Source organism: Pseudomonas sp. GW821-FHT09C09 (assembly GCF_059418105.1).
In genome coordinates this window covers 721,646-735,092 of sequence record NZ_JBWKPF010000002.1, presented here as the reverse complement: position 1 = coordinate 735,092, position 13,447 = coordinate 721,646, and the positions used below count along the sequence as shown (strand labels likewise).

Sequence of the window (13,447 nt, the reverse complement as noted above, 5' to 3'; positions counted from 1 at the left end):
CATGCACCTGCTCAGGACCCAGCCCGGCGGTTTCGTGTCGGATGACAACATTGCCGACCTTGGACAAACCCCCGCCGAGCTGGTGATCCTGTGCAGCGGCGACTCCAGCCTCGCACTGCTCGCCGAAGCGGCGCAGCAACTGCCCGACGATTACCCGAGCGTGCGGCTGGCCAACCCGATGCAGGTGCAGAACCATGCGTCGGTCGACCTGTACGTTGATGAAGTGTTGCGCCACGCCAAGGTCATTCTGATCTCGCTGCACGGCGGCATCGCTTATTGGCGTTATGGCGTCGAGCGACTGGTCGAATTGTCCGAGCTTGGCGTGCAGGTGATTCTGGTGCCGGGCGATGATCGGCCCGACCCGGAGCTCAGCGACTTGAGCACCGTAGGCGCCGAGGATCGCGACCGGCTCTGGCAGTTTCTGCGTCAGGGCGGCATGGGCAATGCGCTGGATTTCTTCCGCTGTCTGGCCAACCGCTGGCTGGCGCGGGATTACGTGTGGGGCGAGCCGCAAACCCTGCCGCGCACGGCGATTTACCACCCGAACAAAAACACCGCCGCACTGAGCGACTGGCAAGCCGATTGGCTGCCCGGTCAACCGGTGGCGGCGGTGTTGTTTTATCGCTCGCATTTGCAAGCGGCCAACACGGCGTTTATCGACGTGTTCTGTCAACGGTTGCAGGCTGCCGGACTCAATCCGCTGCCGATCGCCGTGGCCAGTCTGAAAGAGCCCGGTTGCCTGTCGGTGGTCGAGAATTGGCTCGACGCGGTCGAAGCGTCGGTGATTCTGAACACCACCGGTTTTGCTCAATCCAGCCCGGAAGCGCCGCATCTGCGGCCATTCCGTCGCAACATTCCGGTGATCCAGGCGATCTGCGCCCAGGACAACGAGCCCGGCTGGCGCGACAGCGAGCAGGGGCTTGGCCCTCGTGATCTGGCGATGCACATCGCACTGCCGGAGCTGGACGGCCGGATCATCAGTCGGCCGATCAGCTTCAAGGATCTGGCCTGGCGCAGCGAGCGCAGTCAGTCCGATGTGGTGTGTTATCGGGCGCAGCCGGAGCGCATGGATTTTGTGGCCGAACTGGCGCGACGCTGGGTCGATCTGGCGCGGGTACCGAACGCTGAAAAACGTATCGCGCTGATTCTCGCCAACTACCCGACCCGGGACGGGCGCATCGGCAACGGCGTCGGCCTCGACACGCCGGCCGCCGCGCTGAATATCCTGCGGGCGTTGCAGGCCGAAGGTTATCCGCTGCCGGCCGAACTGCCGGACAGCGGCACCGAACTGATCCGGCAACTGCTCGGCGGCGTCAGCAACGACCTCGATACCCTCGATCAGCGTCCGTGCCAGCAAAGCCTGGCAATGGATGATTACCTAACGATGTTCAATGCACTGCCCGACGCCAATCGCACGGCGGTGCTGCAGCGTTGGGGTTCGCCGCACAACGACCCGATGTGCCGTGACGGGCGAATGATGATCGCCGGCCTGCGGTTTGGCCTGATCTTCGTCGGTATTCAACCGGCGCGGGGGTATCAGGTCGATCCGAGCGCGGTGTATCACGACCCGGATCTGGTGCCGCCGCACGCGTACCTCGCGTTCTATTTCTGGCTGCGTCAGACCTACGGCGCCCATGGCGTGATCCACGTCGGCAAGCACGGCAACCTCGAATGGCTGCCGGGCAAAGGCGTGGGCCTGTCGGAGAACTGCTGGCCGGACGCGTTGCTCGGGCCGCTGCCGAATATCTATCCATTCATCGTCAACGACCCGGGCGAGGGCGCCCAAGCCAAGCGTCGCACTCAGGCGGTGATCATCGACCACCTGATGCCGCCGCTGACCCGCGCCGAAACCTACGGTCCATTGCGCAATCTCGAACTGCTCGCCGACGAGTATTACGAAGCGCAATTGCTCGATCCGCGCCGCGCCCGTGAATTGCAGCGCGACATTCTGCAACTGGTGCGTGACACGCAGATCGATCGCGAACTGCAACTGGATGCCACCCTCGACAGCGATGCCGACGCGGCGATCTGGCTGCCGCGTCTGGACACTTATCTGTGTGATCTGAAGGAATCGCAGATTCGCGATGGCCTGCACATCTTCGGTGAGTCTCCGACCGGACGGCTGCGCATCGACACCTTGCTGGCGCTGCTGCGGATTCCCCGTGGCGATGGTAAAGGGGCGCAGTCGAGTCTGTTGCGGGCGTTGGCCAAGGCGTTTCAGTTGGGGTTCGATCCGCTGGATTGCGCCTTGGCCGAGCCCTGGACTGGCCCGCGTCCGATGGAGCTGCAATTGCTGAGCGATGAAGTCTGGCGTACGGCGGGAGATACCCGAGAGCGTCTGGAACTGTTCGCGGCGCAATTGATCAAGCAGTCACTGGCGGGAGATGTAGCGCAACTGGAGGCTGCAGGCTGGTCAGATGTGCAGACGATCATCACCGCCCTGCGCGAAGTGATTGCCCCGCGCCTCGACGCCTGCGGCCCGGCCGAAATGCGCGGTCTGCTCGACGCATTGAGCGGCCGTTTCGTCCCGGCCGGCCCGAGCGGTGCACCGAGTCGCGGTCGCCTCGACGTGTTGCCTACCGGGCGCAATTTCTATTCGGTGGACGTGCGCAACCTGCCAACCACCACTGCCTGGCGCATCGGTTTCCAGTCCGCCACGCTGATTCTGGAGCGACACCTGCAGGATCACGGCGACCACCTGCGCCAGCTCGGTCTATCGGTCTGGGGCACCGCGACCATGCGTACCGGCGGTGACGACATCGCTCAGGCCATGGCGCTGATGGGCGTGCGTCCGGTTTGGGCGACGGGCAGTCAGCGGGTCGATGATTTCGAGATTCTGCCGCTGAGCCTGCTCGATCGGCCTCGGGTGGATGTCACGCTGCGAGTCTCCGGATTTTTCCGTGATGCGTTCGCCAACCTGATTCGCCTGTTCGACGCCGCTGTACAAGCCGTGGCGGAACTGGACGAGCCAGACGATCTCAACCCGTTGGCCGCCAAAGTGCGTGCCGAACGCGAGGCGCTGCAGCAGTCGGGGCTGGACGAGGAGGCTGCGCGACGTCAGGCCGGCTGGCGGATTTTCGGTGCCAAACCCGGCGCTTATGGCGCGGGCGTGCAGGGCGCCATTGACGGTCGCCTGTGGCAAACCCGTGAGGATCTGGCCGAGGTCTACCTGAACTGGGGCGCCTATGCCTATGGTGGTTCCGATGAAGGCACCGCTGCCCGCGAGCAGTTCGTCCAGCGCCTGAGCCAAGTGCAGGCCGTGCTGCAAAATCAGGACAACCGCGAGCATGACTTGCTCGATTCCAATGATTACTACCAATTCCAGGGTGGCATGCTCGCCGCCGTGGAAAGCCTGCGCGGCGAGGCGGCGGCCAGTTATCACGGCGATCACAGCCAGCCGGATCTGCCGAAGATCCGTACTCTGAAAGAAGAGCTGAACCGGGTGATCCGCTCCCGGGCGGCGAATCCGAAATGGATCGACGGCGTCAAACGCCACGGCTATAAAGGCGCGTTCGAACTGGCGGCGACCATCGACAACCTGTTTGCCTTCGATGCGACCACGCAGCTGATCGACGATCACCAGTACGCGTTGCTGGCCGACGCCTATCTGCTGGACCCGGCGACCCGCGAGTTCGTGCGCGAGCATAATCCCCACGCCTTGCGCGACATGACCGAACGCATGCTCGAAGCGCAGCAGCGCGGGATGTGGCAGGAGCCGGGTGCCTACAAAGAAGCACTCGAGAACCTGCTGCTGGATATAGAAGAAGAGAGCTGAACATGACCGATACCCCACATTTCCCGCTCTCCGCCGTGGTCGGCGCCGACGATCTGAAGCTGGCGCTGTATTTGACGGCCATCGACCCGAAGATCGGTGGCGTGTTGATCGAAGGCCCGCGTGGCATGGCCAAGTCGACCCTGGCCCGGGGTCTGGCGGATCTGCTGGCCAGCGGTCAGTTCGTCACGTTGCCATTGGGTGCGACTGAAGAACGGCTGGTCGGCACCCTGGATCTGGATGCGGCACTCAGCGACGGCCGCGCGCAGTTTTCTCCCGGCGTACTGGCCAAGGCTGACGGCGGTGTGTTGTATGTCGATGAAGTGAATTTGCTGCCGGATCATCTGGTGGATCTGCTGCTTGATGTGGCCGCCAGCGGCACCAACCTGATCGAGCGCGATGGCATTTCCCATCGTCATTCGGCGAAGTTCGTATTGATCGGAACGATGAACCCGGAAGAGGGCGAGTTGCGCCCGCAATTGCTCGATCGCTTTGGTCTCAACGTCGCCCTGAGTGGTCATACGGCGCCGGTCGAGCGCGGGCAGATCATTCGTCGGCGACTGGATTTCGACAGTGATCCGCAGGCCTTCTGCGGGCGTTGGGAAGCCGAGCAACAAGCCCTGCGCGAGCGTTGTGAAAACGCCCGTAATGCCTTGGCGAATATTCCTCTCGACGATGAAGCACTGTCGCAGATCACCGAGCGTTGCTTTGCCGCTGGCGTCGATGGTTTGCGTGCCGATCTGGTCTGGCTGCGTGCTGCACGGGCTCATGCGGCTTGGCGTGGTGCCGAAGCCATTGCCGAGCAGGACATCGATGCCGTGGCCGAATTTGCACTGCGTCATCGTCGACGCGAACAGTCCTCGTCCCATGCGCAGCCTCCTGCACAATCGCCGTCCGGCTCCCAGACCGAGCCGAGTGAAGGGCAGGGGCAATGGGGTGAAATGCCGGCGCCGGCCCTGGCCACCGGCGCGCGCCGCGAAGTGCCGGTCTGGCCAAAAAAGCCTTAGGCATTCGCCCCCGATCCGACGCGGGGGCGAATGCCAGACCCCGCGCCGGACGTCTGGACAATGGCCGACAGGGCAAGCGTCACGCGGCTCGCAGTGGCTCGGTGAACTGGCCGGGAACCTTGCTCAACGGCCGCCCGAAAGTGCGCGCTGACCTGCTGTTTCAACTGCGCACCCGCACACCCCATCAACTGTGGCTGGTGATTGTCGACGCTTCGGCCTCGACTCGTCGTCATCAAGCATTGAGCGATGCCAAAGGCGTACTCGCGCAATTGTTCGACAACGCTTACCGGCAACGGGCGCGACTGGCCTTGCTGACTGCCAGTGGCTCAGCGCCGAAATGGCAGGTGCAGGGTTTGAAAGCTTCCAGTGGATTGCGAGCTTGGCTCGATGATTTGGGCGCGGGCGGCGGCACGCCATTGCTGGCGGCGCTGAACGAGGCCGAACACTGGCTGACGGTGCGCCGCAAACGATTCCCCGCCGAACAACAGCGCCTGCTGGTGCTCACCGATGGGCGCTTGAAAGAATGGTCAGGGTTGCCGGCACTGGCCTGTCCGGGTCTGTTGATCGATATCGAGCGCGGGCCGATCCGGTTGGGCCGGGCCAGACAGTTGGCGACTGCACTGGACGCGGATTACCGGCATATCGACGACCTGCTGTCTGTCTGAGGTCTATGCTGCATCCAGCCCACATCACAAGGAGTGAATCATGCGCGTACTGGTTGCCAATCCTCAGGACGATTTTCGCGTAAAGGCTTACGCCGGCACCAACGGTGTGCTGCTGGCGATGGACCTCGCCGAACCCCGTCGCAAAGGCCTGTTGGGGTTTGCCATCGAGAAGCAGCAGGGCGACAAGCCGTGGCAGTTCCTGTTCAACAGCCTGACCTTCCCCGGCAAGGAACATACCTTCCCGCAGTTTCACGCCACGCCCAGCGATATCGCGCCGCTGCAGAAATTTCGCTGGGCCGATTACGCGGTCAATCCAGGGACTACCATGCATTACCGCGTACACCTGGCCTACGGCACGGCCGATGCGCCGGTGCTCGGGGAATCGCTGGAGCTGAGCATTACCTCGGATGACGGTCACCCGGCCAATCAAAGCGTGATCTTCAACCGCGCCGTGGCCGCCAGTCAGGCATTCCAGCGCAAGTTTCCGGATCTCGACGCGCAGATCAGCGCCAACAAGAACATGCCCATCGAAGCCTGGCCCGATGCGGCACGGCAATGGCTGGAGAACGGTCTGCTCGGACGTTTGCAGGGCTTTATCGAGCGCGCAGTCGATAGCCAGTGTGCACTGGATATCGCGATCTACGAGTATCAGTTGCAAGCCATCATCGACACGGTGAACGCAGCATTCGATCGCGGCGTGCAGGTACGAGTGCTGTATCAAGCCAGGCCCGGTGACGAAGACACCACAATGAACGAGGCCAGCCTCGCCAAATTGCCGGAAACGAGCAAGCGCGGGCGGGTGACCCACGATATTTTCCACGACAAGTTCATCGTCCTCAGTCGCATCGCTGGCGGTGAGCGGCAGCCCCAGACCGTGCTCTGCGGTAGCACCAATTTCACCGCCAACGGCGTCTATCGCCAGGCCAACGTGGTGCATGTGCTGGACGACACGGCCATCGCGTCCAGCTATTTGCAGACGTTCGAGCAGGTCTGGGCAACGCCGGCAGACGTCGGCGCCACCCGCGACTGGATCACCCAGCACAACCCCATGAACCCGGCGCAACCGCTGTTTGCCGGGTTTTCGCCGCGCAGTGGTGGTGCCGATCTGCGCGAGTTCGTCGACATCATCAATGCGGCGAAGAAGGATGTGCTGTTCGTCACAGCGTTCACCTTGCCCGACGCCATTCTCAACGCGTTGCTCGGTCAGCCCCATGACGACATCCTGCGTTACGGCCTGCAGAACACCGCCAGTCGCATCACCGGATTCCACGCCGACCGCACGGCCGAGTTCGCCGCCACCGCGCTGCTCAACACCGGGCTGGAGGGCTGGCTGAAAGAGAACATGAAAGGCCAGAAGGGCAACCTGCTGGTGCACACCAAAGCCATCGTCACCGACTTCACCAGTGACAGCCCGACCATCATCAGCGGTAGCCACAACCTCAGCGCCGCGGCCAGCAACGGCAACGACGAGAACTTCCTGATCATCCGCGGCGACACCGAACTGGCGGACCGTTATGTCCTGGAACTGCTGCGCTTCTACGAGCATTACCGCTTCCGGTACTTTGCGAAGAAACTGGCGTTGAAACAGGTGCAGCCGCTGGCGGCGGATGACAGCTGGACCAACGACTACTACGTCGAAGGGGATTTGCGCCAGCTGTCTCGCCTGCGGTTTGCCGGGCGTTAGCGTGTATATACCTTTTTACCCAACCTTATCTCAGGTTGCTTGTAGGAGACGGAGTCGTAATGGATAACAAATACGAGAATTCGAAAAGACCTGACGAGCGCTTACAAAAGCGAGACGAGAATTCGAAAAGACCCGACGAGCGCTTACAAAAGCGAGACGAGAACTCGAACAGACCTGACGAGAGCTTGAAAGAAGGTGACGGTTACACCCGTAAAACGGATTTTTTAGCTGAGCAGCGCTCAAGGCAACACATCCCGCTTGAGAAGCTAATTCAGCCATCGGAAGCCAATCAAACAGCACATGAGAAGTCTAATTCGGCACCGAATAAAACATCTGTCCCCTCAGAGAAACCTCTCCAAGACGCCCTCTTTCAAGTTCCCAACGATATGGGGGATAGGGGACAAGCTTTTGATTCGGTCCAGAAAAAGCCTTCCACCTCCCCGGTCAGTACTTCCATCGCAATAACTCAAAACGATGATCCTTGGGCGTCTGATCTGGATGATCGCCTCGGTGCGAATGATGAAGCGAAAGCGTTTGCACGCTTGGCCGTTGCCAAGGATTTCACGCCTCCGCTGGCGATTGGATTGTTTGGTAACTGGGGCAGCGGAAAGTCATTTTTCATGCGGTTGATCTATCAACACATCGAGCGTTTAAGCCAGGGCAAACCGATCGCCCAAGCTCCTGAGTCAGGTTCCGAGGCATTCCATACGGATGTTGTTCAGATTCGATTCAATGCCTGGCATTACGCGGAAACCAATCTGTGGGCCAGTCTGGTCAGTCATTTGTTCATCGAACTGGATCGTTGGTACACAAAGCACAATCCCGAGGTGCGAGACCCCTTGCTCGAGCATTTGTCGACTTCTCGAATGTTGACGCTGGATGCGGCTCAGGAACTGGTTCGCCGCCGCCGAGAGCAGCGTGCAGCCTCAGAGCAGTTATTTAGGGCTCGCGAGGAGCTTGAGGAGACTCAAGCAAATACCGCGTCCTCTCCGTTTGTCTATCTAACCGCGATTAGAAAGGTGTTCGGCGCGAAAAATCCCAGCGACAAGATCAAGAAAGCAAAAGACGAGTTTCATGATGCGGCCGAGGTTCTGGGGATAAATGCTTTTTCCGAAAGCTGCAAAGGATTTCAAGACATTTCCAATGCGCTATACAGCGAGGCTGGGAGGGCAAAGCTGCTGGCAGGAGGGTATAAAGCGCAGTTATTGAGCTGGAAGAACGTAGGTGCTTTCATCGTAATCACCTTGTCGTTGCCGTGGGTCGCGACAGAAGGAATGGCACTGCTTAAGGCTCAACTTCCTTTTCTGGAGAACGTGCGCGAGAGTTTCTTGTTGGCCAGTGTGTTAGTCGCTGGAGTGACTACGCGGCTTCGCTTCGTCTGGGACAAAGTTAGTGAGGCTTTGAAACAGCTGGAAGCAGGTAAAAAGGCATTGGATGAAAGTATTGAGAGTGAGCTCGCCGAGCAGGTAGAAAAGTTTCAAGTCGCGCACGAAAAACTGGCGAGGATGAATGCGTGCGTCGACGAGGCGAAAGCGCTGGTGCAGGTTACAAGTGAGCAATTGGCTCTGGCTAACCACGATTTCTCTCAAGGTACAGGGGCCGGTCGCCTGAAGAAATTTGTTCGTGCCCGAGCGACTGACGGCACCTACGCACAGCACCTGGGACTGATCGCCACCGTACGCAAAGACTTCGAAGAGCTGGCCTTTAACGTGGCCGAGGCGGGCAGCCTGAAGGAGTCCGTCGAGGCGGAACGTGAGGCATTTGCTGCGAAAATGAAAGAGTTCCTGTTAGAGAACAAAACGTTGCTTGATGATGAGGATATTGCCAAGTTGGAGGCCACAGCAGAGCAGCCTCTAACTGACGTTCAATCATTTAAACGTATTGTGCTCTATATCGATGATCTGGATCGCTGCCCACCGGATAAAGTCGTAGAAGTCTTGCAGGCTGTGCATCTGCTGCTGACGTTTCCGTTGTTCGTGGTGATGGTTGCCGTAGATGTACGTTGGGTACGTCAGGCATTGCTTCAACATTATCCGAATTTGATGGGTGAAACCGGAGAACGACAGACTGCATCGGTATCTGATTATCTGGAGAAGATTTTCCAGATTCCCTATTGGATGCGCCCAATGGACAGGGCATCCAGCGCGCAATTCTTGAATGGGCGGCTGGATAGGACGAAAATTCCCAAGTCCGTGAAGTCAACTGGTTCGGTACTCGCTGATTCTGGCGGAGTAAATGTCCCCGGCGTTGAAGATGTCACGGCGCAAGCGTTGAATATCACGCCAGGCGAGACTGATACGTTGCAAAAGCTTGCGCCCTTCATTGGTTCGTCCCCCCGACGTGCGCTTCGTTTCCTGAACGTTTATCGCCTGATAAAGGCCAGCCTCAAAACTGATGATTTCAAGGCGCTCGAAGGCGGTGAATATAAGGCGTTGCTGACGCTGCTTGCGATTGCAATGGGAACACCGATTTGTTTTTCGGAAGTACTGACGTCCCTTGCAAAAAAGTCGGGTAGCTGTGCGATGAGCGATATCAAGTCGCTGATCCCCTACATGGACAGAGATGACTTTCTGTTCGAGTACGAACGTTTTGGTGAAATTCTAGACGTCTACGCAGGGATGATTTCGAAACAGAAAGGTGGATCAAAGTATCAAGTCGAAAAATACACTGGCATCATCCAGCGTTACTCGTTTGACGGCTGATCCAAAGTGAAACAGCCGTTCGCTGCAAATGTTGCTGTGGTTCTTCCGCGTCAGGCAGACATCGCCCGCCGATACTGCCGGGTGCGGTGACTGAGGTACAAGCGGTCGCGAATCAGCGCCCAGAGTGCCGACACTTCGGGATGTGGCTTGCGGCCGCGGCTCAGGCGCGCCATCTGGAAACGCACCACGGCCATGTTCGCCAGCGCGGCCAGCGGTTTGCGTTTCCAGCGGATCGGCGGCAGTTGCGGTTCGCTGTGGCGGCCTTCGCGCCAGTGTTTGACCAGACTTGGTTCGATGGCCAGCGCAGTGGCGATACCCGCCATGTCGATGCCGCTGTCGAGTACCTGTTCGACGATTGGCAGGCGCCGAATGCCACCGGTGACCATCACCGGCATGCGGGCCACGCTGGCCAGTTCGCTGGCCATTTCCAGAAAGAATGCCTCACGGGCCAGGGTGCGTCCGTCGCGGGCTTCGCCCTGCATGGCCGGGGCTTCGTAGCTGCCGCCGGACAGTTCCAGCAGGTCGATCGGCTGCTCGTTGAGCCATTCGATTACCTGACGGGCATCGTCCGTGTCGAAACCGCCGCGCTGGAAGTCCGCTGAATTGAGCTTCACCGCCACGCAGAACTGTGGCGAGACGGCCTGACGCACAGCCTCGATCACCGACAGCAGCAGGCGCGCACGGTTTTCCAGCGAACCGCCCCAGCGATCTGTGCGGCGATTGGTCAGCGGCGACAGAAACTGGCTGAGCAGATAGCCGTGAGCCGCGTGGATCTGGATGCCGGTGAATCCGGCTTTTTCGGCAAGCGCGGCACTCCTGGCGAAACGTTGAATGACATCTTCGATGTCGTCCTCGGTCATCGGTTTTGGCTCGGCGAACAATTTCGAGAACGAGCCCATTTCCAGTGCCACCGCTGATGGTGCCAACGCTTGCTGACCCATATTGGCGAAGGTCTGGCGGCCGGGGTGGTTGAGCTGCACCCAGACCTGCGCGCCGCCACTGCGGGCGATTTCGGCCCATTGACGGAAGCGATCCAGATGCCGTTCGTCTTCCAGCACTACGCCACCGGGGCCGGTCATGGCGCGGCGGTCGATCATCACGTTACCGGTCAGCAGCAACCCGGCGCCGCCGTCGGCCCAGGCCTGATACAGGCGGAACAATTCGCGGGATGGTGCCTGGTCACGATCCGCGAGGTTTTCTTCCATGGCGGCTTTGGCGATACGGTTGCCGACGGTCTGACCGTTGGGCAGTTTCAAAATCTGGAAGGGCGACATTGCTTGACTCCTCATCAGTGATGGAGAGAGGCTAAGCTTAAAGTTAACTTTAATGTCAAGCAGGCAATTCGAGGCTGAAATGAAAATTGGTGAACTGGCGCAACAGAGCGGGCTGAGCGCTTCGAGCATTCGCTTCTACGAGGCTCAGGGCCTGATTCCCAAAGTGGAGCGCTTGGGTAATGGTTATCGGCGCTACCCGCCGCAAGTGCTGCAAACCTTGAACATCATCCGCAGTGCCCAGCAGGCCGGGTTTTCCCTGGAAGAACTCAAACAGTTGCTGCCAGTTGCCGGAACCGGCGAATTCAAGCATGAGGAACTGGTGGAAGGCCTGACGCGCAAGGTCGAGCAGATCGAAGTCATGCAACAGCACCTGGCCCAAAGCAAGGCCCGGTTGCTGGAGGTGATCGACAGCATTCAATCCAAACCCGAAGGCATGAGTTGCGGCGCGAATGCCGAACGGGTCCTGGCCTCGATCTATCCGGATTCCTGACGCGGCGGCGAAGGCGTACAGATTTTGAAATGATTTCCAGCTGTAGGAAAAGTCATCTGAGCCTGTACGCTTCAAGGCCTTTTTTCATTCAGGATTTGCATGAACACCCTCTCGGAGCCTCCCAGTTCTATTCAAAGAACCACGTTCCCCTCGCGCCATGGCGCGGTCTTGACGCACTCGCAGCATCCGGTTTTCCGACTCCCGACTATCGTTGATGGCGCAGCCTTCGAGCTTTCGCGCCGCACTTTGCCGTGCCCGGCAGCCTGAAATCACTGAAGAGAGATAGAGACAGATTATGGAATGGTTAGCGGATCCCACGGCATGGCTGGGCTTGTTGACACTGATCGTGCTGGAACTGGTGCTGGGTATCGACAACCTGGTGTTCATCGCGATCCTGGCGGACAAACTGCCGCCGCATCAGCGCGACCGCGCACGAATCATCGGCTTGAGCCTGGCGCTGATCATGCGTCTTGGCCTGCTGGCGAGTATTTCCTGGCTGGTTACGCTTACGCAGCCGTTGTTCGAGGTGTTCGGCAAGAGCTTCTCCGGCCGTGACCTGATCATGCTGTTCGGTGGTGTGTTCCTGCTGTTCAAGGCGACCATGGAGTTGCACGAACGGCTTGAGGGCCACGTCGGCGAGCGCTCGACCAACACCGCTTATGCGTTGTTCTGGCCGATCGTGGCGCAGATTGTCGTACTTGATGCCGTGTTCTCCCTCGATGCGGTGATTACTGCCGTGGGCATGGTCGATGAACTGGCGGTGATGATGATCGCGGTGGTCGTGTCCATTGGTGTCATGATCGTTGCCAGCAAGCCGCTGACCCGTTTCGTCAACGCGCACCCGACGGTGATCATGCTCTGTCTGGGCTTCCTGATGATGATCGGTTTTGCCCTGACCGCCGAAGGTCTGGGTTTCCACATCCCGAAAGGCTACCTGTATGCGGCCATTGGTTTCTCGATCCTGATCGAAGTGTTCAACCAGATCGCCCGTGCTCGTCGCAAGCGCTCGATGCAGGGTTTGCGCCCGATGCGTGAGCGTACGGCCCACGCGGTGATGCGTTTGTTGGGCGGTCGAAAACTGGCGGTGGAAGAGGTGGGCGAGGAGATCTCCGACTTGCTGGACGATGGCGAGGCGCCAAGCACGGAGCTGTTCGACCGTCGCGAACGGGTGATGATCAGCGGCGTGCTGCAACTGGCTGAGCGCCCGATCCGCACGCTGATGACCGTGCGCGCGGATGTCGATCACATTGATCTGGCGGACGACGCAGCGGCGATTCGTACGCGACTGATGCATTCCTCCTATTCGCGCTTGCCGCTGATTCGCAACGGTGCGGTGGATGAACCGTTGGGCTTCGTTCACAAGAAGGAGCTGTTGAAAGAGTATCTGGCCGGTAACGAGCCGAACCTTGAACACCTGGCGCGCAAGACGCTGAACCTGCTCGACAGCTATTCGATTCTCAACGCACTGGAACAGATGCGCGCTGCGTCGACCCACATCGCGTTTGTTGTAAACGAGTTCGGTGATTTTGTCGGCGTGTTGACCATGACCGACATTCTCGAGTCGATCGCCGGTGAGTTGCCGGACGCCAGTGAAATCGCCGGCCCGGACGTGGTCGAGGAGCAGGGCGGGTTTGTGGTGAACGGTGCACTGAACCTGACGCAGATCCGCCAGCGCACCGGTTTTGTGGCGGAGCCGACCGAGGATTATCAGACCCTCGCCGGGTTGGTCATGAGCTTGCTGGATCGCTTGCCGATGAAGGGTGATCGCCTGGAGCATTCAGGTTGGGGCATGACCGTAATGGCGGTGGAGGAGCGGCGGGTGACGCGAGTGTTGCTCAAGCGTGAGGCCTGAC

At 59.7% G+C, this 13,447-nt stretch carries 8 protein-coding genes; 7 read left to right on the top strand and 1 reads right to left on the bottom strand.

All coding sequences use genetic code 11. The features are described from left to right. The first annotated feature begins 1 nt into the window (after position 1). From cobN to AC07NR_RS08290, 5 genes are read left to right on the top strand one after another with little or no spacing between them, the layout of a single operon-like run. A complete protein-coding gene (gene cobN / locus AC07NR_RS08310) occupies positions 2 to 3,775 on the top strand; it encodes a cobaltochelatase subunit CobN (RefSeq protein WP_495078319.1) in 3,774 nt (1,257 codons plus the stop codon). 2 nt (positions 3,776 to 3,777) lie between these two features. Continuing rightward, positions 3,778 to 4,779, top strand: coding sequence for a magnesium chelatase ATPase subunit I (locus tag AC07NR_RS08305; RefSeq protein WP_495078318.1), 1,002 nt, complete (start codon positions 3,778 to 3,780; stop codon positions 4,777 to 4,779). Beyond that, positions 4,761 to 5,444, top strand: a complete 684-nt coding sequence (locus AC07NR_RS08300; protein WP_495078470.1) for a vWA domain-containing protein — start codon at positions 4,761 to 4,763, stop codon at positions 5,442 to 5,444. Before AC07NR_RS08305 ends, AC07NR_RS08300 begins: the two co-directional genes overlap by 19 nt. 40 nt (positions 5,445 to 5,484) lie before the next feature. Continuing rightward, entirely contained in the window at positions 5,485 to 7,128 is a 1,644-nt protein-coding gene (locus AC07NR_RS08295) for a phospholipase D-like domain-containing protein (protein WP_495078317.1), read from the top strand. 59 nt (positions 7,129 to 7,187) lie between these two features. Then, positions 7,188 to 9,830 (top strand): P-loop NTPase fold protein, encoded by a 2,643-nt coding sequence (locus AC07NR_RS08290; RefSeq protein ID WP_495078316.1) that lies wholly within the window; start codon positions 7,188 to 7,190, stop codon positions 9,828 to 9,830. Between the two features lie 50 nt (positions 9,831 to 9,880). Here AC07NR_RS08290 and AC07NR_RS08285 read toward each other — a convergent pair whose 3' ends face one another. After that, positions 9,881 to 11,104, bottom strand: coding sequence for an NADH:flavin oxidoreductase/NADH oxidase family protein (locus tag AC07NR_RS08285; RefSeq protein WP_495078315.1), 1,224 nt, complete (start codon positions 11,102 to 11,104; stop codon positions 9,881 to 9,883). Between the two features lie 79 nt (positions 11,105 to 11,183). On the opposite strand from AC07NR_RS08285, the gene AC07NR_RS08280 reads away from it, so the two are divergent. Both AC07NR_RS08280 and AC07NR_RS08275 read left to right on the top strand, forming a co-directional pair. Beyond that, positions 11,184 to 11,594, top strand: a complete 411-nt coding sequence (locus tag AC07NR_RS08280; protein ID WP_495078314.1) for a MerR family transcriptional regulator — start codon at positions 11,184 to 11,186, stop codon at positions 11,592 to 11,594. Positions 11,595 to 11,889: 295 nt separating this feature from the next. After that, on the top strand, positions 11,890 to 13,446 hold the full coding sequence (locus tag AC07NR_RS08275) for a TerC family protein (RefSeq protein ID WP_495078313.1): 1,557 nt from the start codon (positions 11,890 to 11,892) through the stop codon (positions 13,444 to 13,446). Position 13,447 lies beyond the last annotated feature (1 nt).